Origin of the sequence: Sphingomonas sp. (genome assembly GCF_036387535.1) — a bacterium.
Taxonomy (GTDB): domain Bacteria; phylum Pseudomonadota; class Alphaproteobacteria; order Sphingomonadales; family Sphingomonadaceae; genus Sphingomonas_R.
Window position 1 is genome coordinate 14,811 of the sequence record NZ_DASVTO010000103.1, and the last position, 19,965, is coordinate 34,775.

Sequence of the window (19,965 nt, forward strand, 5' to 3'; positions counted from 1 at the left end):
GAAGAAGCGCTCACCCCAAGCCCAAGGGGAGATCCCGGCTTTCGCCGGGATGACGGTTCGGGTGCAGGGAACCGCAACCCGCTCGCGGGCGTCCCTGACGGCATGATCGCATCGCCCGCCGCCGTCACCATTGCCGTCCCCGCGCCGCGGCCGGGCTGGTTCCTGTGCGATGCGGTGGGGGGGCCCTTCGCCGCTATGGTCGGCATGCGCGACGCGCAGGGGCGGAGCGCGATCACGCTGGTGCCGCGCGGTGCGGGCGCACCGTCGACGCGTGTGTATCAGGTTGGCATGGGCGATGCCGGCATGAGCCAGATCCACTATCCGCTGTCGCAGAACGGCCGGCCCGCGGGCGATCTCCATGATGTGCAGCCCGGCGTGCTGGCCGACCCCGCTACGGCCTGGTCGCCGACATTCTCGTCGGTGACGATCGCCGGGCGGACGCTCGACTGCCGCTGGTTGCCGCGCACGCTGTTCGCCGGGCTGGACGCGCGGCGCAGCATCTGGGTGACGGAAGGCACAGGCGGCATCGTCTATCGCAGCTTCGATGCGGCGCGGCCGGGCCGGGCGATCGTCGGCGCCGGCCTCGACCGCAGCAGCCCAGCGACGCTGACCATCGGCAAGGGCATCCGCGACCGGATCGCCGGCGCCACCCGCTTCCGCTTTGCCAATCGGGGCTATGGCTACACGATCCTCGTCCCGGATCACGGCGCAGCCAGAGTAATGGTCACGCGCGGCAGACGAGTCGTGCAAACCGAGGTACTGCTCGGCCACATGCTGCACGATCCCGGCTAGTCCACGCTTGCCCGCCGCCACGCGGCTGACGCATAAGCCGCCGCATGACTCAGATGTTCCGGATTACCCTTCCCGATGGCTCGCACCGCGAGGTGCCGGCGGGCACCACCCCCGCCGACATCGCGGCGGCGATCGGGCCCGGCCTCGCCAAGGCCGCGATCGCGGCGCGCGTCGATGGCGAGGTGCGTGATATCGCACGGCCGTTCGAGGGCGACGCGCAGCTCGCGCTGATCACCGCCAAGGATGAGGCCGACGCGCTGGAACTGGCGCGGCACGATTTTGCCCATGTCCTGGCGGAAGCCGTGCAGACGCTGTTCCCGGGCACGCAGATCACCTTCGGCCCGGCGACCGACGACGGCTTCTATTATGATTTCGCGCCGAAGGACCGCCCGTTCACCGACGAGGATCTGCCCGCGATCGAGGCGGAGATGCGCCGCGTGATCGCCCGCGACGAGACACTGGTGCGCGAGGTGTGGGAGCGCGATGCGGTGCGTGATTATTTCGCGGCCGCGGGCGAGACGTTCAAGGCGGACTGGGTGATGGAACTGCCCGCCGACCAGACGATCACCATGTACCGGTCGGGCGGATGGATGGATCTGTGCCGCGGGCCGCATCTGGCCTCCACCGGCAAGCTCGATCCCAACGCGTTCAAGCTGACGCGGGTATCGGGCGCCTATTGGCGCGGCGACCAGAAGAACGCGATGCTCAGCCGCATCTACGGCACTGGCTGGCTCAACAAGAAGCAGCTCGACGCGCATCTCCTGCGGCTGGAGGAAGCGGCCAAGCGCGACCATCGCCGGATCGGACAGGACATGGACCTGTTCCACCTGCAATCCGAAGCGCAGGGCTCGGTGTTCTGGCATCCGAACGGCTATCTGCTGTGGCGGCAGCTGGAGGCCTATATGCGCCGCCGGCTCGACGCCGCCGGCTACCGCGAGGTCAAGACGCCGCAGTTGATGGACGCGCGCCAATGGGAGGCGTCGGGTCATTGGGGCAAATATCGCGAGAACATGTTCGTGGTGCCGGACGAGGTGCCGAACACCGAGGATGAGGGCGCGATCTTCACCGGCGAAGGCGACCTGATGGCGCTGAAGCCGATGAACTGCCCCGCGCATGTCCTGATTTTCCGCCAGGGCATCAAATCCTATCGCGACCTTCCGATGCGGCTGGCGGAATTCGGCTGCTGCCACCGCAACGAACCGCATGGCGCATTGCACGGCATCATGCGCGTGCGGCAGTTCACGCAGGACGATGCCCACATCTTCTGCCGCGAGGATCAGATCGTCGACGAGGTGCGGCTGTTCTGCGACCTGCTGGACGTGGTCTACAAGGATCTCGGGTTCGAATCCTATGCGATCAAGCTGGCGCTGCGGCCGGAAAAGCGGTTCGGCAGCGACGCGATGTGGGACAAGGCGGAACAGAATCTGCGCGATGCCGTCCGCGCCGCCGGCCGCGCCGGGCCGGAATATGGCTGGCAAGAACTGCCGGGCGAAGGCGCCTTCTATTCGCCGAAACTGGAATTCCACCTGACCGATGCGATCGGGCGGACCTGGCAATGCGGGACGATCCAGCTGGACTATGTTCTGCCGGAACGGCTGGACGCCAGCTATGTCGGGGAGGATGGCGAGCGCCACCGGCCGGTCATGCTCCACCGGGCGATCCTGGGCACGTTCGAACGCTTTCTGGGCATCCTGATCGAACATCATGCCGGCCGCTTCCCGATGTGGCTGGCCCCGGTGCAGGCGGTGGTGGCGACGATCGTGTCGGATGCCGACGGCTATGCCGCGGACGTGGTGGCGCGGCTGACCGCAGCGGGCATCCGCGCCGATGGCGATGCGCGCAACGAGAAGATCAACTACAAGGTGCGCGAACACAGCCTGGCCAAGGTGCCGGTGCTGCTGGTCGTCGGCAAGCGCGAGGCGGACGAGGGCACCGTCGCGATCCGCCGGCTGGGCAGCCAGGCGCAGACCGTCATGCCTTTGGCCGACGCCATCGCCATGCTGCGGGCAGAGGCGCGGGCGCCGGATCTGGCGTCCTAGCCCCACCGCCCGCCCGGGAGGGCAGGCGCTTTTTGACGGGAAGGGACGCGGATGCTGGGGACGGACCGCGCGGAGGTTCGGGCGACGCTGGCGCTGGCGTTGCCGATGGTGCTGACCAATCTGGCGCAGGCGGCGATCAACGCGACCGACGTCGCCCTGCTGGGGCTGGTCGGGCCGCGCACGCTGGCGGCGGGGGCACTGGGCGTGAACCTGATCACCGCGTGCCTGTTCTTCGGCACCGGTGTCGTCACCGCATCCGCGCCGATGCTGTCGCGCGCGCTGGGCGCCCGCGCGCACGCTGTGCGCGATGTGCGGCGGACGGTGCGACAGGCCCTGTGGTCCGCCCTGGTGCTGGCGGTGCCGTTCTGGCTGATCCTGTGGCATGCCGCCGCGATCCTCGTCCGCCTGGGGCAGGACCCGGCCTTGTCCCTGGCGGCGCAGGGTTTCGTGCGGGCGACGATGTGGGGGCTGCTGCCGGCCTATGCCTATCTGGTCCTGCGCAGTTTCATGGCGGCCGTGGGTCGTCCGGGCTGGTCGCTGGGCATCGCCGCACTGGCGGTGCTGGCCAATGCCGCGATCAATTCCGTGCTGATCTTCGGCGCATTCGGGCTGCCGGCCCTGGGGCTGGTCGGCGCCGGCATCGGCAGCAGCATCGCGAACCTGCTGATGTTCGTCGGCATGGCGATCGTCGTGACGCGCGACCGCAGGTTCCGGCGCTACCGCCTGTTCGGGCGGTTCTGGCGTGCGGATGGCGCGCGGTTCGGGCAACTGTGGCGGCTGGGCCTGCCGATCGCGGTCACGCTGACGCTGGAGGTCACGGTGTTCAACGCCGCGGTGTTCCTGATGGGCTTGCTGGGGACCACAGCGCTGGCGGCGCACGCGATCGCGATCCAGATTGCCGCACTGTCCTTCATGGTGCCGCTGGGCATGGCGCAGGCGGTGACGGTGCGGGTCGGCACGGCCGCCGGGCGGGGTGATCGCGCCGGGGTGGCGCGGGCCGGCTGGACCACCTTCGCGCTCGGCACCGGCTTCATGACGACGATGGCGCTGGTGCTGCTGTCCGTTCCGCGCCTGCTGGTTTCCGCCTTCATCGACGTCGACGATCCCGCGAATGCGGAGGTGGTGGCGCTGGCGATCCGTTTCCTGCGCATCGCCGCGCTGTTCCAGGTGGTGGACGGCGCGCAGGCGGTCGGGGCGGGCATGCTGCGCGGGCTGCACGATACCGCCTGGCCGATGGCCTATGCGCTGTTCGGCTATTGGGTCGTGGGCCTCGGGGTCGCGGTCTGGCTCGGTTTCCATGCCGGGTGGGGCGGCGTCGGTGTGTGGATCGGGCTGGCAAGCGGCCTGGCGGTGGTGGCGGTACTGATGATGACGCGCTGGGCGATGCGCGATCGGCTGCGACTGACATGACCGCGCCGTTCGTCCTGATCGATGACCAGCGCCCCGGCGGCCGCGCAACGCTGTACCGCGATCCGGTCGCGGTGCTGGTGGCCGAAACGGGCGCGGCCGTGGCCGGCGTGCTGGACGGTCTGCGCCGCGCACGGGCGGACGGGCTGATCGCGGCCGGCTATCTGGCGTACGGCGCCGGCGCGGCGCTGGAGCCGCGGCTGGCCCCGGCGGCGGAAACCGGCATGCCGCTCGCCTGGTTCGGGCTGTTCGCCGGCGGAACGGCGGTGGACGCGGTCGACTGGCTGCCCGACCCGGCCGGTGCCGCCACCGGACCGGTCGTGCCGCGGATCGACCGCAATGCTTATGATCGGGCGTTCGCGCAGGTGCAGGCCGGCATTGCTGCAGGCGACATCTATCAGGCGAACCTGACCTTTCCCGCCGATATCGCGATCGCGGGCGATCCGCTGGCGCTGTACGCCCGGTTGCGCGCCGCGGCGCAGGGTGGCTGGGGCGGCGTGGTGTGGGACGGCGCGCGCCATCTGCTGTCCTGTTCGCCCGAGCTGTTCTTCACGCTGGCGGGCGACCGGCTGACCGCGCGCCCGATGAAGGGCACCGCCATGCGCGATCCCGATCGCGATACCGACGCCGCGGCGGCACGGGCGCTGGCCAGCGATCCGAAGCAGCGCGCCGAAAACCTGATGATCGTCGATCTGTTGCGCAACGATCTCGCGCGGGTGGCGGTGCCGGGCAGCGTCGCGGTGCCGGCGCTGTTCACCGTCGAAACCTATCCGACCATCCACCAGCTGACCTCCACCGTCGTCGCCACGCTGGCACCGGGGCGCGATGCGGTCGATATGCTGGCCGCGACCTTCCCCTGCGGATCCGTCACCGGCGCGCCCAAGATCCGCGCGATGGAAATCATCGCCGCGGTCGAGCCCGAACCCCGCGGAGCCTATACGGGATCCGTGGGTTGGATGGATACCGCGGGCGATGCCGCCTTCAATGTGGCGATCCGAACCCTGCGGATCGAGGCGGGGACCGGAGTGGGAACGATGGGACTGGGATCGGGCATCGTCGCCGATTCAGAGGCATCCGCCGAATGGGCGGAGTCGCTGGCGAAGGGCCGGTTCGTGTCCGCCGGCGCGCGGCCGTTCGACCTGATCGAAACCATGCGGTTCGATCCGATGGAGGGGCTGTGCGACCTGGATCGCCACATGACGCGGATGGGGCGTTCGGCCGAGGCGTTGGGCTTCCTGTTCGACCGTCACGATGTCCGCAACGAATTGCAGGCCGCGACCTTCCGGCTGCGCGTGGCATCGCGGGTGCGGCTGATGCTCGCGCGGTCGGGCGTGGTGTCGGTGGAAGCGCGGGCGGTTCCGCCGGCGCCATCCGGACCGGTCGACGTCGCGATCGTGCCGCTGCCGGTCCGGCCGGACGATTTCCGGCTGGCGCACAAGACCAGCGATCGCGGCTTCTACGACGCGGCCCGGCGCGCGGCGGGCACGTTCGAAGTCCTGTTCGAGGCGCCCGACGGCCGGCTGACGGAGGGTAGCTTCACCAACCTGTTCGTCGAACGGGACGGCCGGCTGCTGACGCCGGCGCTGGACGCCGGCCTGCTGCCGGGCGTACTGCGCGACCGGCTGGTTGCGGACGGCCAGGCTGTGGAGGCCGATCTGCGCCGCGCCGATCTTGCCCACGGGTTCCGGATCGGCAACGCCGTGCGCGGCATGATCGTTGCGCGATTGGTGGCGCCGGCTGGTTGAAAGCTGCGCGTCCTGCGGCTATCGCGCCCCGAACGCAAAGGGGCCGATCATGACCAACACTTCCGCCAGCCTGGACCGCATCACGCCGTCCGCGACGCTCGCCATGACGAGCCGGGTGCTGGACCTGAAGGCGCAGGGGATCGACGTGATCGGCCTGGGTGCCGGCGAGCCGGATTTCGACACGCCCGATTTCGTGAAGGACGCCGCGATCGCCGCGATCCATGCCGGCAAGACCAAATATACCAATGTCGACGGCACCGCCGACCTGAAGGCCGCGATCATCGCGAAGTTCCTGCGCGATAACGGGCTGACCTATGCGCCCAGCCAGATCAGCGTGAACGTCGGCGGCAAGCATACCCTGTTCAACGCGCTGGTCGCGACGGTCGATGCCGGGGACGAGGTGGTGATCCCCGCACCCTATTGGGTCAGCTATCCCGACATCGTGCAGTTTGCGGGCGGCACGCCGGTGATCGTGAAGGCGGGCGCGGACCAGCAGTACAAGGTGACGCCCGACCAGATCGAGGCCGCGATCACGCCCCGCACGAAATGGGTGATCCTGAATTCGCCGTCCAACCCGACCGGCGCCGCCTATACTGCGGACGAGCTGGCGGCGCTGGGCGCCATGTTCCGCCGCCACCCGCACGTCATGATCCTGGCCGACGATATGTACGAACATATCGTGTATGACGGGTTCCAGTTCGCGACGATCGCGCAGGTCTGCCCCGATCTCTACGATCGCACGCTCACCATGAACGGCTGTTCGAAGGCGTATGCGATGACCGGCTGGCGGATCGGCTATGCCGGTGGGCCGGTGTGGCTGATCAAGGCGATGGCGAAACTGCAATCGCAATCGACGTCCAACCCCTGCTCGATCGCGCAGGCGGCGGCGGTGGCGGCGCTGAACGGGCCGCAGGATTTTCTGGCCGAACGCAACGCCGCGTTCCAGCGCCGGCGCGATCTGGTCGTCGGGCTGCTGAACGCCATTCCCGGCATCAGCTGCCCCACGCCGGAAGGCGCCTTCTACGTCTATCCCGATGTATCGGGGCTGATCGGCAAGACCACGCCCAAGGGCGCGGTGATCGCGACCGACGAGCAGCTGGTGACCTATCTGCTCGACGAGGCGCGGGTCGCGGCGGTGCATGGCGGCGCGTTCGGGTTGGAACCCGCGTTCCGCATCAGCTACGCCACGTCGGAGGCGTTGCTGACCGAGGCCTGCGCGCGGATCGCGACGGCGTGTGCGGCGCTGGTGTGAGGATAGCCTCCACGCACATCTAAGCTGACCCGTCCGTCCCGAGCGCAGTCGAGGGAGCCTTCGAGCGCAGCCGAGAAGCCAGCTTCAAACCCCTCGGCTACGCTCGGGATCAGCGGGTGAATGGGGCGCGCTTTTCCCCCTCACCCCAGCTGGTTGATCGCGAAGACATAGGCCTCCGCGATTTCCTGCAGCGCGTCGAACCGGCCCGACTTGCCGCCATGGCCGGCACCCATGTTGATCTTCAGCAGCAACAGGTTGGCGTCGGTCTTGGCGGCGCGCAGCCGGGCCGCCCATTTGGCGGGTTCCCAATAGGTGACACGCGGATCGTTCAGCCCCCCGGTGATGAGCATCGGCGGATAGGCCTGTGCACGCACATTCTCATAGGGCGAATAGCTGAGGATCAGGTCGAACGCCGCCTTGTCGGTGATCGGGTTGCCCCATTCCGGCCATTCGCCGGGGGTGAGCGGCAGGCTTTCGTCCTGCATCGTGTTCAGCACGTCCACGAACGGCACGTCGGCGATCACCGCGCCCCACAGATCGGGATCGGTGTTGGCCACCACGCCCATCAGTTCGCCACCCGCCGAACCGCCGTTGATCGCGATCCGCCCCGGCGCCGCGAACCCCGCCGCGATCAGCCCCTTCGCCACATCCACGAAATCATGGAAGGTGTTCCAGCGCTGCTTCGCCTTGCCCTGCAGATACCAGTCATAGCCGAGATCGTCGCCACCGCGGACATGCGCGATCGCAAAGGCGAAACCGCGATCCAGCAGCGACAGCCGCGTCGTCGAGAAGCTGGGCGGGATCGCATGGCCATAGGCGCCGTAGGCATAGAGGAACAGCGGGCCGGACCCGTCCTTCGGAAAACCCTTCGCATAGACCACTGAGACCGGCAGCATCGTGCCGTCGCGCCCCGGCACCATCAACCGTTCGGTGGCATAGCGATCGGGATCGTAGCCGGACGGGATTTCCTGCACCTTCAAGGTTTCCAGGGTGCGGGCGACCGGATCATAATCGAACACCGTCACCGGCGTCACCATCGACGTATAGCCGATCCGGTAGCGCGGCGGATCATAGTCGGGATTGGCGCCCAGCGCGGCAGTATAGCTCGCCTCCGGGAACGGAATGCGATGTTCGTCACCGTCATAGGCCCGCAACCGGATCTGATCGAGACCGTCCACCCGCTCGCTGATCGCCAGATGCCGCGCGAAACTGGACAGCCCGGTCAGATAGACCTGGTCCGATCCCGCGATCACCGTTTCCCACCGGTCGGGCGTCGCCGGATCGGCGCGCGCGATCCGGAAATTGACATGCTCGTCATTGGTCAGGATCCACAGCGATCCCTGCGCGCTGTCGACACGATACTGCCGCTCGATCCGGCGCGGACTGACCAGCAGCGGTGCGGCCCCGAAATCCGCGGTGGGCACCAGCCGGACCTCGTCGGTCTGGTTGTCGCCGGTGCCGATCACCAGATATCGGCGATCCTGTGTCCGGCCCAGCCCGACGCGAAACCCCTGGTCCGCTTCCTCATACAGCGTCGGCGCGCCGTCGGGATCGCTGCCCAGCCGGTGGGCGCGGGCGCGGAACGTGCGCCAATTGTCGTTCACCTCGGTATAGGCGACCTGCGTCGAATCCGCGGACCACACGACCCCGCCGTTGATGACGGTGCTGACCGTCTCGATATCCTGACCGGTCGCCAGATCGCGGATGCGCAGCGTGAAGCGTTCCGCGCCGCTGGTGTCCGCACTCCACGCCAGCAACCGCCCGTCCGGGCTGACCGCCAGCGCTCCGGCACGGAAATAGTCATGCCCCGCGGCCTCTGCGGTCTCGTCCAGGATCAGCTGGTCCGCGCCACCGCCCAACGGGCGGCGATACCAGAGCCGATATTGCCCGCCGGTCTGGAACGCCCACCAGTAGACATGATCGCCATCCGCCTGCGGCACCGAACGGTCGTCCTGCTTCAGCCGGCCCTTCATCTCCTCGAACAGCGTGTCGACCAGCGCCGCGCTGGGCGTCATCGCCGCCTCGAAATACGTGTTCTCGGCCTTCAGATAGTCCAGGATCTCGGGCTGCTCGACCTTCGGATACGCCTGATCCTTCAGCCAGTGATACGGATCCTCGATGGTGATCCCGTGCGCCGTGCCGGCATGCGGGCGGACCGCGGCGATCGGGGGCGGGGGCAGCGTGGCCGGGGTCGTCGGGCCGGTCGGGGCGGGACCATCGGACAGGGCGGAATCGGACAAGGGCAACCTCGGCTTGGCTGGCGCGGGACGGGCCGCGGCGCTATCTGCGAACGGACTGTAGATAGAAGGGCCAACGGGCATGTCCACCTATGAAGACCGCTTGACCGCGCTGCGCGCCGAACTGGCGCGGCGGCGGCTGGACGGGTTCGTGGTCCCGCTGACCGATGAACATATGTCGGAATATGTCGGCGCCTATGCGCAGCGCCTCGCCTGGCTGACGGGGTTTCAGGGGTCGGCGGGATCGGCGGTGGTGCTGCCGGCGGACGCCGCGATCTTCACCGATGGTCGCTACACGCTGCAGGTCCGCGAACAGGTCGACGGCAGCCACTGGTCCTATCAACCGGTACCGCAGGCCAGCATCGCCGGCTATCTTGCCCAGCATGCGCCCGATGACGCGCGGATCGGCTATGACCCCTGGCTGCACACGCGCGACTGGGTGGCGCAGGCGTCGGCGGCGCTGACCGCCAGGGGCGCCGAACTGGTCGCGGTCGATACCAACCCGGTCGACGCCGTCTGGCCCGACCGGCCGGCGCCGTCCAATGCGACGCTGGTGGTGCATTCCGATCGCCATGCCGGCCGAACATCGGCGGACAAGCGCCAGGACATTGCCGACTGGCTGGTGACGAAGGGGGCCGATGCGGTCGTGTTGGCGGCGCTCGACGCGATCGCCTGGACGCTGAACGTCCGCGGATCGGATGTCGATCATACGCCGGTGGCGCTGGCCTATGCGATCGTCAACGCCGATGCGACTGCCGACCTGTTCGTCGCGCCGGAAAAGATGGCGGACGACGTGATGCAGCATCTCGGCAACGCCGTGCGCGTGCATCCGCGCGACGCCTTCGCCGACCATCTCCGCACGCTGCGGGGGCAACGGATCGCGGTCGATCCGACGCAGGCCGTGGCCGCGATCTTCGCCCGGCTGGAAGACGGCGGCGCGCGCGTGCTGGAGGCGCGCGATCCCACGCTGGTGGCCAAGGCGATCAAGAATGACGGGGAGATCGCCGGCCAGCGCGCGGCCCAGGCGCGCGACGGCGCCGCATTGACGCGCTTCCTGCACTGGCTGTCGATCGAAGCGCCGAAGGGGGGCCTCACCGAATTGTCGGCCGCGGCGAAGCTGGAGGCGTTCCGGCGCGAAAACGGCGATCTGGTCGATCTCAGCTTCGATTCGATCTCGGGCGCGGGCCCGAACGGCGCGATCTGCCATTATCGCGTCGATGCGGCGAGCAACCGCCCGATCGAGATCGATTCGCTCTACCTGATCGATTCGGGTGGGCAGTATCGGGACGGCACCACCGATGTCACCCGGACGGTGGCGGTGGGCACGCCGACCGCGGACATGCGGGATCGCTTCACGCGCGTTCTGAAAGGGCATATCGCGCTGTCGCAGGCGGTGTTTCCGGAAGGGACCGTCGGCGGTCAGCTCGACGTGCTGGCGCGGCAATATCTGTGGGCCGTCGGGCTGGACTATCCGCACGGCACCGGCCACGGCGTGGGCGCCTTCCTGTCGGTGCATGAGGGGCCACAACGCATCTCGCCGGCCTGGAGTTCGCAGTCGGGCGGCAGCGAGCCGCTGCGCGCGGGCATGATCCTGTCCAACGAACCCGGTTACTACAAGGCCGGCGAATATGGCATCCGGATCGAGAACCTGCTGTTGGTGGAGCGGCGGGAGATTGCCGGCGCGGAACAGCCGATGCTGGGGTTCGAGACGCTGACCTTCGCCCCGATCGACCGGGCGCTGATCGATGTCGATCTGCTCGACCGGAGCGAGCGGGCATGGCTGGACGCCTATCACGCCGACGTGCGCACCCGGATCGGGGCGCAGCTCGACGGCGACGCGCGGACCTGGCTTGAAACCGTGACGGCCCCGATTGCGTAACGAAAGCCGGTCGACGCGCTTGCGGGTGGGGGCCGTGTGGGCGCATGCTGGCGACCAGCGGATTGCACGGTGACCGGGCGCCCTTCCCGGACAGGAAAAGGATCGAACATGCGCAGATTGGCGACATTGGGACTGGGCGTGGCGGCCATTGGCGGGGTCGCGGTGGCGGCGTTGGCGGTCGGCTTCCCCACGCCGCCGGCCACCCCGCCGATGGCGGCGGCCGAAGCGGCGCGCAAGACCGCCTGGGATTTCAACCTGACCGCGATCGACGGCGCGCCGATGCCGCTCAAGGCCTATCGCGGCAAGGTGGTGTTGCTGGTCAACACGGCCAGCTTCTGCGGCTTCAAGAAGCAGTTTGCCGGCCTGCAGGGGTTGCAGGACAGATATGCCAAGGCAGGCTTCACCTTGGTCGGCGTGCCGTCCGGCAGTTTCAAGGACCAGGAATATGGATCCAACAAGGAAATCGCCGATCATTGTTCGACGACCGGCATCCATTTCCCGATGGCGGAAAAATCGCCGGTGGTCGGGCCGCAGGCGCTGCCGATCTACAAATGGGCCGCGGCCAAGGTGAGCGCGGACGATACGCCGCACTGGAACTTCCACAAATATCTGATCGGGCGCGACGGTCGCCTGATCCGCGCCTTCGGCACCACCACCGATCCGTCCGATCCGGCGCTGAACGCCGCGATCGGCACCGCGCTCAAGGCTCGTCCGGCCCGCGCATGACCGGCAACGGGGGCGTCGCCGGCGTCCCCGCATCCGTTCCGACATCGGCGGCGGCACGCGCCTGCGCCTTCCGCCGCCGCAGATTGTCGCGCAACGCCGCCGCCAACCGCGCGGCGCGGGCCTCGTCCTGATTGCTCATGCCCATATCGTAGCGCTCCGCGCCCGCCGGCGCCACAGTCCGTCGAACGTCCGGCCTTGACGCCAGCCCTGCCCTCCGCCATAGGCCCCCTCCTGTCGCGGGCGCACCCCGACATGCTGCCGTAGCTCAGTGGTAGAGCGCATCCTTGGTAAGGCTGAGGTCGTGAGTTCAATCCTCACCGGCAGCACCATTTTTCAATTACTTAGCTCACCCCTCGGGGGTCGCGAGCCAGCCAGAAGCGAAAAAGGGGTCTTTTAGGGGGTCTTTTTCGCACGGCTGATGTGCGCCCGGCGTCTGTTATTCGACTGATAGCAGAGATGGCCGATACGCTATTCTGTTGCCTCCCCAACATCCTTGGCCGATAGATGTCCGTGGAGCCGCCACGCACGGTTCTGGGGATTAGTACCCCCTCACGAGCGGTAGATGCTGACCGTAACAGCGTCACACTTCCTGACCCTTATGGTCGGGGAGCCTGTGGCGTATGTCCAAGGCTTCTCGCCCAAAGGCCACAGGGCCGACTCGTGCGGTGTACTAACTCCCCGATCACCAAGGGATCATGTGAAGTCGAAGCGGGGGCGTACCGCATCGGACTTCGCGGGGAGAAGGCGATGCCACGAGGCACCCGCCATATTGAGTCGGGCGTTCTACGCCTAACCCGGCTGGGCTATGCGTTAGAACTAAAGGGCGGCGGACAATGGCGGCTCGACATTCCGGGATCGACCCGGCGCTATATAGACCAGCAAGTTACGGTGGACGGGATCAGGTCAGGCTTTGACCTTCTCGACGTGCATCGAATCTGGCTAGGATCGAGCGAGGATCGGCCTTTGACATTTTGGTTGAGATTGAGCCGGATAGCGAGAAATCCATCCGGGAATTGATCGTCAACGGGCGTCAGGTTGCGAATGACACTGCCTTGAAATTCGGTGATACCTCTCTGATGACCCGCCTTCTCGTTCCAGACTCAAGTGAGGACTACGTTTCGTTTAGCAGCACGCTTGCGGCGTTACCCGATTGTGAGGCTGTTGAATTTGACTTTGGGCAGGCAAAATTTGCCACACCGGGTTGGATGATCGTTGTTGGCGGCGCGCTACGTCAGTTTCGGTCGGATCGTCCTGACGTGAAGCGCCGCGCCACTAACTACAAACACCTTGGTTATGCGGCTCATGCCGGGTTCTTCCAATTCTTCGGGCTGTCATTCGGAAAGTTGCCCGCCGCCGCGCCGTCAAGCGAACGCTTTATTCCGATCCAGAATGTCGTAGCCGACAGCATCCGGGAACAAGCCACCGATGAAATGAAGCATCATGGCGACGTGATACAGAACGCCAGCGAGGATTTGGTTGAAGTTCTGCTTCAAGCCCGGAAGGGTGATGCGTTCGACACGCTCGCATACTCCATTCGCGAGATCATCAGAAATGTAATCGAGCATAGCGGGTCTGAAGATTACGCCTATGCGGCGCAATATTGGCCAGCATTGGGCAAGGCCGAAATCGCTATCGCCGATCGCGGTATCGGCTTGGCATCGTCGCTTTCTTCCAATCCCAATTTCAGGGACGTTGACGACCTTTCGGCACTCGATCTTGCTACTCGTCCCGGTGTATCATCGAAAAATTGGCGTAACCAACGATCGAAGGGCGTCTGGGCCAATAGTGGTTTCGGCCTCTACATGGTTAAGGGGTTATGCCTCAAAAGCGGTGGGGCTTTCTCACTAATATCTGGTTCACAGTCGGCGGCATGGACTAGGCGTGGATCGAGTAACGGCTTGACTTCGACTGCCGGAACGACCGTTATCATGAATATTGATAGTAATAATATCAATGACCTGACAGATCATCTAGCAGAACTTCGGACGGATGCGGGACAGCGGAAAGAGGGCATAACTGAGCCATCTCCGGCTTCCATGTCGTTGAAGCCTGGGCGCGGGCCAGAATAGCGGGCGTTTGGTAGGGGGCAAAACAATGCGGGTGAAGGATGCGTTTGACGCGCTGTGCGAGGGCGGCAAACTTACAATCGTCGAGCGCATCGAAACAAAGGGGCGGATTGAAGTCACCCGCCCGCTGCCAGCCGCTTACAGTTCAGGGCTGATGGGCGATTGGCTGAAGGCAAAATTCGGCCAGTCTGACACGGCGTGGAACCACCAAAGCCTCGCTCTAGAAAAGATCGACAGTGGCGCCAACGTGGTTGTCGCAACAGGCACCGCGTCGGGTAAGTCGCTGATTTTTCAGCTCGCGATAATGCGTGAATTGCTTGAGGGGGATGGCGTTGCCCTCGTCGTGTATCCGCTAAAGGCTTTGTTGTCCGATCAGCTTTCCCGGTGGCGGGAGTTGGTTAGCGAATTAGGATTTCCGGCCAACACAGTCGCAGAATTGCACGGCGACGTCCGTATGGATGAGCGTCAGGAGGCATTGCGAACGGCGCGGATTGTCGTCGTGACGCCGGACTTACTTCAAGCGTGGTTTATGCGTCAGGTTTCAGCACCTGTATTCAAGGAGTTCCTCGCCAAGCTCAAGTATTTGGTTGTCGATGAAGCGCATGTTTATGAATCCGTCTTTGGTAGCAACGTCGCATATCTTTTTCGGCGATTTCTTATCGCCAGACGCCGCGCCGCGAAAGATCGCCGGTCAGAGCGCCCGCTCCAAATCGTTGGCGCGACCGCAACAATATTTTGCCCGGTGGATCATATGAACTGCCTCACGGGCTGGGATTTTGAAGCAGTAGGCGAAGAGGATGACGGCTCGCCCAGCTATCCGCGCACACTCCTCCATATTGACGGCCCAGACATGGGCGGTGCCGGTGAAGGAATGCTGGCTGAAATGGTCCGCGAGATTGCTGACGCGGATCAGGATACCTTCATAGCTTTTCACAACTCCCGCCAAGGCGTCGAGCGGGTTACGCGCACCGTCGATAAAGCTGATATTCTGCCATATCGCAGCGGCTATGAAGGCCAAGATCGTCTGCGTATTGAAACGCAGCTTCGGAAAGGTTTGTTGCGCGGCATTGTGACAACTTCGGCGCTAGAAGTCGGCATCGACATAAGCGGGTTCACCGTCGGTATGAACCTCGGCGTCCCACAGTCCAAGAAAGCATTTCGACAGCGGCTTGGTCGGGTGGGCAGAGCCTCGGAAGGCGTGTTCGCTGTGATCGCTCCGCGCCACGCCTTCACGCAGTTGGGATCGAGTTTCAAAGAATATTATGAGGGTTCCGTCGAACCTTCATACCTCTATCTCGACAATCGTTTCATCCAATTCGCCCACGCGCGATGCCTAATGGACGAGTCAGAGCAGCTAGGGTTCAACGACGCGCAAATCCCGCCGGGCATCCAATGGCCGAAGTCATTTGAGAAGGTTTATGAGGCAGCACGGCCCGGCATTCGCCGCCCGAAGGAGTTTGAATTGATTGCCCAGTTGGGAGCCGATTCACCCCACTTTAATTACCCACTGCGGCAAGTCGGTGAGGCAAATTACAAGCTCAAGGAAGGATCGCGAGGTGATCCTGAGCAAATTGGCGACATCGCGCTCAATCAGGCAATTCGAGAGGCATACCCCGGCGCGCTATATCTGCATCTCAAACGCCCTATGAAGGTCAGAGAGTGGAAATCCAGCTCATATGATCGCTCGATCCGCTTGCAGGATGCCAAAAGTCAGGCGATGACCCGCCCGATCCTTCATAAGTCGGTCAATGTCGGTGCTGGCTCTGATGAGGTGGTGTCGGGCCGCATAATGACCGGGCCGTCTGGGCTTTTCGCTGAAGTCTCGCTGCAAGTGAACGAGGCCGTCTTGGGCTTTCAGATTGGAGGAAAAGCGTTCCTATACAAGGAATTGCGAAGCCAAGACCCGACGATGACAAAAAAGCAGCGTGAGTTTGGCACCACCGGGATTGTTTTGCGTATCCAAGAGCCGTGGTTCGCCGGTAGCGGGCAGCAGGCACTGGTGCGCCGTATGGTCGCCGATGCGCTGAAACAAATGCTGCTACGCGAGAAGAGCATCGCCCCGACCGATGTGGATAACGCCCATTCGCATATCGCCTTTTACCAATACGGCGTCCCTCAGCGCGCGACTGACACGATCGTGGTTTACGACAGCATCTATGGCGGACTGCGGTTGACTGAACCTCTCTTCGAGGAGTTTCCAGACTATCTTGATCGGCTAGAGCGTGCGGCAGACATGGCTGGTGGCGACGCGCTTGTGCCGAAGGAGATTGTTCAAAAGCTCAAGGATTGGCACGCTGGCCTAACTGACGGCACGCTCTCTCTAGGCGAGCAACTGACCGCGCCCGATGGCGAATTGGTCGTGTTTGAACCCGGCAGTTTGGTGAGTGTTCGAATTGGCGGCACACTGGTCGAGAGGGAGTTACTAGAGCCGCGCCTATTTGATTTCGGCGACACCAAGATGCTTATGTATCGCTATAAAAATCGCGAGGATGGCGATTCATGGGTGCCTCACGATCAGGTCGAAGCGACCGGGCAGGATTGGAAACAGGTGTTTTGGAACCCTAAGACCGGCGACTATATCGATCCAGAAAGTCTCAATGATGGGGCATTCTAAATATCCGCAGTTTGGCCCGGAAACTTTGCCATATGCGACGTCCGGCCCCTGTTAAATACCTGCTAGCAGGAATGTAGACGAGGTGGATACAGGACGAGCCAACCGACACTCGTTTAGATTCTAACCTCACGCGACGGTTGCGAAGCCAACGGCAAGCGATTCAATTCGCTCCTGATCGCACGCCAGTTTGGCATGAACACGTCCAGCTTGGCCACGAAATCATCGCCATGCTTCCGATGCTCGAAATGAATGAGTTCATGCAGCACAATGTAGGCGATGCAGCGGGGCGGCTTCTGCGCCAGTTCTAGGTTCAGCCATATGCGCCGCGCCGAAGGGTTCGACGTCCCCCACTTCGTCCGCATCTGTTTTATCCCGACGACAGGCGGTTCGATGCCCAGCCGCGTAGCCCATTTAGCGGCTTCCGTTTCGGCACGCTTGCGCAGTTCGCGACGATGCCAGCGCAACACGGCTTGCTCGCGCGCATCCCGATCTGCGTCGGTCGGAACAGCAAGTTCCAGCTTGTTTGCACCGGCCAATCGCACCCGATAAGATGCGCCGCCGCTGGTCACGTGCAGCCGGTATCCACGCCCTAGGAAATAATGCGTTTCGCCAGAAATGTAGCGCCGTTCTGCCTGTCGCTCTTGCGCCTTGAAGTTCCGACGCTGGCGATTGATCCACGCAATCCGCGTGGCGACCGCGAGGCGAATTGCATCTTCTGAAACGTGCCAAGGGGCTGCAACCCGCACACGCCCATCAGGCGGATAGACGGCAAGATGGAGGTTCTTGATCGACTTGCGCACCAGGTCGATAGACATACCGCCCACCCAAAGCGTCCGGGTCTCAATATCCATGCTGACCCTTTACCAGATCGAACACGTCATCGACCTTGGCGACATCGACGTGCTGTCGGATGGCCCGCTTGATTTCGCGCTCCTTCATCAGGTTGCCCCGCCAATCGTCCTTCTTGACCGCGCGGATGGCGGCATCGATGGCGACGGCCAACGGCGCATCATCCCCAAGGTAGTCGAACAGTGCGACCTTTTCCGGGCTGTCGATCTCAGGCGGGCGCGTTTTGCCGCCCTGCGGGGTCGCGACCTTGTTTGCCAGTTCCAGAATCTTCGCGAGATATTTTTCGTAGCTGATAGCCTGGGTGCGGCGCTGTTCGATCAGGTCGTCCAGCAGTTGCGACATCTGCTCATAATAGCGCGGGTTGACCGGCGTTTCGTCGATGATGAGCTTGCGGACGTTGTTCTCAATCGTCTCGGCAACCGCTTCCTGATTGCCCTTGATGCCTTCCGGCAAGGCGTCAATGGCCCCTTCTCCTCGTTCGACGATGAGTTGGATCAGCGTCATGTCGTCGAAAGCGGAAATCTTCTCGCTTTCCTCGGCGCGGATATAGGCATCGATCAGATGCCGCATCGCCGGTTCGTATAGTTTGAGGTCAACGAAGTCGCCACTGGCGAGCTTCACCTCATTGCGGACCTTCTCATAGAAGGCGACTTCATCCAGCGCCGCTTTGGCCGCCGCCGCATCGTAACCGGCTTCCTCCATCTCGTTGGCGATGTTGGCATAGGCGCGGATTAGCTTGGCAGTGCATTGATACAGTGCGAGGCGCTTGGGTTCGGTGGCTTTCAGACCGTCCTTGTCCGCCGCGTCGCCGCCGCAAAAGAAGCGAATGAAGGCGGGCGTGTCGCGCGGCGCTTCGACCGGCTCGCACAGCGCCTTGATCGTCTCCAGCGCGTCCTCCAGCCGCTGCCCGGCCTTGTCGAGGCGGTTGGTCAACAACCCCTCCACGTCCTCCTTGGCATAGGCGTCAAAGGCCTCGGAGGTGTAGTCGGTCATCGACCGCTCAAGGCTTTTGAACAAATCCTTGTAGTCGATGATGTAGCCATATTCCTTGTCGTCACCATCCAGACGGTTGACCCGGCAAATGGCTTGAAACAGCCCGTGGTCCTGCAACTGCTTGTCGAGATAGAGATAGGTGGCGGACGGCGCATCGAAGCCGGTGAGCAGCTTGGCGACCACAATGAGCAGCCGCATCCGCCCCGGCTCTTCGATAAACTGCTTCTTTGCCGCCTTCTCAAATTCCTCAGTCGTCTTGTCGCCCAGCATATCGGTGTAAATCTTGTGCTGGCGCAGTCGCTCGGTCAGCCCTTCACCGCTGTCCTCGGCCTTGATGTCCCCCGGCGTCGGCACATAGCTGGTGACGATGGCGCATTGCCCCTTGAGCGGGGTCTGCTGGAACAGCTCGTAATAGCGGCAGGCGTTGTAGATGCTGTCCGATACAAGGATCGCATTGCCGCGCCCGCTCATCAGCCGGTCACGGGTGCCGAAGTCCATCACGATGTCCTGCACGATCTTTTCCAGCCGCGACTTGCTGGACATGACCTTGCGCATCGTACCCCATTTTTCCTTCACCTGCGCCTTGGCGAGGTCGGAGAGGCCAGCGGTTTTCGCATCGAACCATTTGTCGATTTTTTCGGGCGCGGTGATGTCCTGATCGATGTCGCGGGCTTCATAGAGCAGGTCGAGCACTACCCCGTCGCGCACCCCTTCGTCATAGCGGTAGGTGTGGATGAAGGGGCCGAACACCTCCATGCTGGTCTGCTTGTCCTTTTTCAGCAGCGGCGTGCCGGTGAAGCCCATGAACAGCGCATCGGGCAGGATCGCCTTCATCGCCGAATGCAGCTTGCCCGATTGAGTGCGGTGGCATTCATCGACAAAGATGTAGAGGTCGCCCTTGGGTGCGAAGCCGGACGGGATCGACTTTTTCAGGTCCGCGATGAAATCGTCGGTTGCCGTGTCGTCGTCTTCTTTCCCGCCGAACTTGTGGACCAGCGAGCAGATCAGCGGCGGGATCGTGTCGTTGAGCTTGGCGATCAGATCGGCCCCGCTCTTGGTGCGATAGATCGGCTCGCCGACGCCGTGAAAGACGCCCTCAATCTGTTCGTCCAGTTCGGTGCGGTCGGTGATGAGCAACACGCGGCTGCCCGCGATATTCTCGCGTATCCAATTTGCCAGCCACACCATCGTCAGGCTCTTGCCTGACCCTTGCGTGTGCCAGATGATCCCGCCTTCGCGCGCTTTGACCGCCTTCTGCGCCGCCTTGATCCCGAAATACTGGTTATGACGGCACGTCTTTTTCACACCCATGTCGAACAGGATGAAATCGTGCATCAATTCGATGATGCGATCCTTGTTGCATAGC

At 64.1% G+C, this 19,965-nt stretch carries 14 protein-coding genes and 1 tRNA gene; 11 read left to right on the plus strand and 4 right to left on the minus strand.

Features of this window, described 5'->3' with window-relative positions; translation table 11 throughout:
- Positions 1-102: 102 nt before the first annotated feature.
- Genes VF649_RS09665 through VF649_RS09685 form a run of 5 tightly spaced genes read left to right on the plus strand, consistent with a single transcriptional unit; the run spans position 103 to position 7,235 of the window.
- Positions 103-792, plus strand: a complete 690-nt coding sequence (locus tag VF649_RS09665) for a hypothetical protein (RefSeq protein WP_331011748.1) — start codon at positions 103-105, stop codon at positions 790-792.
- Between the two features lie 44 nt (positions 793-836).
- Positions 837-2,831, plus strand: coding sequence for a threonine--tRNA ligase (gene thrS, locus VF649_RS09670; protein ID WP_331011749.1), 1,995 nt, complete (start codon positions 837-839; stop codon positions 2,829-2,831).
- A gap of 51 nt (positions 2,832-2,882) precedes the next feature.
- A complete protein-coding gene (locus VF649_RS09675) occupies positions 2,883-4,241 on the plus strand; it encodes an MATE family efflux transporter (protein ID WP_331011750.1) in 1,359 nt (452 codons plus the stop codon).
- Complete coding sequence (gene pabB, locus VF649_RS09680) at positions 4,238-5,983, plus strand: aminodeoxychorismate synthase component I (RefSeq protein WP_331011751.1); 1,746 nt, start codon at positions 4,238-4,240, stop codon at positions 5,981-5,983. The genes VF649_RS09675 and pabB overlap by 4 nt, the downstream gene beginning before the upstream one ends.
- 49 nt (positions 5,984-6,032) lie before the next feature.
- Positions 6,033-7,235, plus strand: coding sequence for a pyridoxal phosphate-dependent aminotransferase (locus VF649_RS09685; RefSeq protein ID WP_331011752.1), 1,203 nt, complete (start codon positions 6,033-6,035; stop codon positions 7,233-7,235).
- Between the two features lie 140 nt (positions 7,236-7,375).
- Here the strand turns inward: VF649_RS09685 and VF649_RS09690 are convergent, their stop codons facing one another.
- Entirely contained in the window at positions 7,376-9,556 is a 2,181-nt protein-coding gene (locus VF649_RS09690; RefSeq protein WP_414713661.1) for a S9 family peptidase, read from the minus strand.
- On the opposite strand from VF649_RS09690, the gene VF649_RS09695 reads away from it, so the two are divergent.
- Entirely contained in the window at positions 9,555-11,351 is a 1,797-nt protein-coding gene (locus VF649_RS09695; protein ID WP_331011753.1) for an aminopeptidase P family protein, read from the plus strand. The genes VF649_RS09690 and VF649_RS09695 overlap by 2 nt on opposite strands.
- 108 nt (positions 11,352-11,459) lie before the next feature.
- The gene (locus tag VF649_RS09700) at positions 11,460-12,077 is read left to right on the plus strand and encodes a glutathione peroxidase (protein ID WP_331011754.1); all 618 of its coding nucleotides are present in this window, start codon (positions 11,460-11,462) and stop codon (positions 12,075-12,077) included.
- Here the strand turns inward: VF649_RS09700 and VF649_RS09705 are convergent.
- Complete coding sequence (locus VF649_RS09705) at positions 12,052-12,216, minus strand: hypothetical protein (protein ID WP_331011755.1); 165 nt, start codon at positions 12,214-12,216, stop codon at positions 12,052-12,054. The genes VF649_RS09700 and VF649_RS09705 overlap by 26 nt on opposite strands.
- Positions 12,217-12,331: 115 nt before the next feature.
- Between VF649_RS09705 and VF649_RS09710 the strand changes: the two genes are divergently transcribed.
- The 4 genes from VF649_RS09710 (at position 12,332) to VF649_RS09725 (ending at position 16,757) form a co-directional block, all read left to right on the plus strand.
- A tRNA-Thr gene (locus tag VF649_RS09710) sits at positions 12,332-12,406 on the plus strand.
- A 418-nt stretch (positions 12,407-12,824) separates the two neighbouring features.
- Complete coding sequence (locus tag VF649_RS09715; RefSeq protein WP_331011756.1) at positions 12,825-13,094, plus strand: DUF5818 domain-containing protein; 270 nt, start codon at positions 12,825-12,827, stop codon at positions 13,092-13,094.
- Positions 13,049-14,146 (plus strand): ATP-binding protein, encoded by a 1,098-nt coding sequence (locus tag VF649_RS09720; RefSeq protein ID WP_331011762.1) that lies wholly within the window; start codon positions 13,049-13,051, stop codon positions 14,144-14,146. Before VF649_RS09715 ends, VF649_RS09720 begins: the two co-directional genes overlap by 46 nt.
- A gap of 25 nt (positions 14,147-14,171) precedes the next feature.
- Entirely contained in the window at positions 14,172-16,757 is a 2,586-nt protein-coding gene (locus tag VF649_RS09725) for a DEAD/DEAH box helicase (RefSeq protein ID WP_331011757.1), read from the plus strand.
- 113 nt (positions 16,758-16,870) lie between these two features.
- Here VF649_RS09725 and VF649_RS09730 read toward each other — a convergent pair whose 3' ends face one another.
- Together VF649_RS09730 and VF649_RS09735 are read right to left on the minus strand one after the other, a co-directional pair.
- Positions 16,871-17,608 (minus strand): SprT family zinc-dependent metalloprotease, encoded by a 738-nt coding sequence (locus VF649_RS09730; protein ID WP_331011758.1) that lies wholly within the window; start codon positions 17,606-17,608, stop codon positions 16,871-16,873.
- Positions 17,598-19,965 (minus strand): HsdR family type I site-specific deoxyribonuclease (locus tag VF649_RS09735; protein ID WP_331011759.1); only part of this gene is annotated, 2,368 nt, incomplete at its 5' end. The genes VF649_RS09730 and VF649_RS09735, both read right to left, overlap by 11 nt.

Coding starts and splice junctions, on each gene's coding strand:
- VF649_RS09665 (WP_331011748.1), top strand. CDS start 103: ATGATCGCATCGCCCGCCGCCGTCACCATTGCCGTCCCCGCGCCGCGG.
- thrS (WP_331011749.1), top strand. CDS start 837: ATGACTCAGATGTTCCGGATTACCCTTCCCGATGGCTCGCACCGCGAG.
- VF649_RS09675 (WP_331011750.1), top strand. CDS start 2,883: ATGCTGGGGACGGACCGCGCGGAGGTTCGGGCGACGCTGGCGCTGGCG.
- pabB (WP_331011751.1), top strand. CDS start 4,238: ATGACCGCGCCGTTCGTCCTGATCGATGACCAGCGCCCCGGCGGCCGC.
- VF649_RS09685 (WP_331011752.1), top strand. CDS start 6,033: ATGACCAACACTTCCGCCAGCCTGGACCGCATCACGCCGTCCGCGACG.
- VF649_RS09695 (WP_331011753.1), top strand. CDS start 9,555: ATGTCCACCTATGAAGACCGCTTGACCGCGCTGCGCGCCGAACTGGCG.
- VF649_RS09690 (WP_414713661.1), bottom strand. CDS start 9,556: ATGCCCGTTGGCCCTTCTATCTACAGTCCGTTCGCAGATAGCGCCGCG.
- VF649_RS09700 (WP_331011754.1), top strand. CDS start 11,460: ATGCGCAGATTGGCGACATTGGGACTGGGCGTGGCGGCCATTGGCGGG.
- VF649_RS09705 (WP_331011755.1), bottom strand. CDS start 12,216: ATGAGCAATCAGGACGAGGCCCGCGCCGCGCGGTTGGCGGCGGCGTTG.
- VF649_RS09715 (WP_331011756.1), top strand. CDS start 12,825: ATGCCACGAGGCACCCGCCATATTGAGTCGGGCGTTCTACGCCTAACC.
- VF649_RS09725 (WP_331011757.1), top strand. CDS start 14,172: ATGCGGGTGAAGGATGCGTTTGACGCGCTGTGCGAGGGCGGCAAACTT.
- VF649_RS09730 (WP_331011758.1), bottom strand. CDS start 17,608: ATGGATATTGAGACCCGGACGCTTTGGGTGGGCGGTATGTCTATCGAC.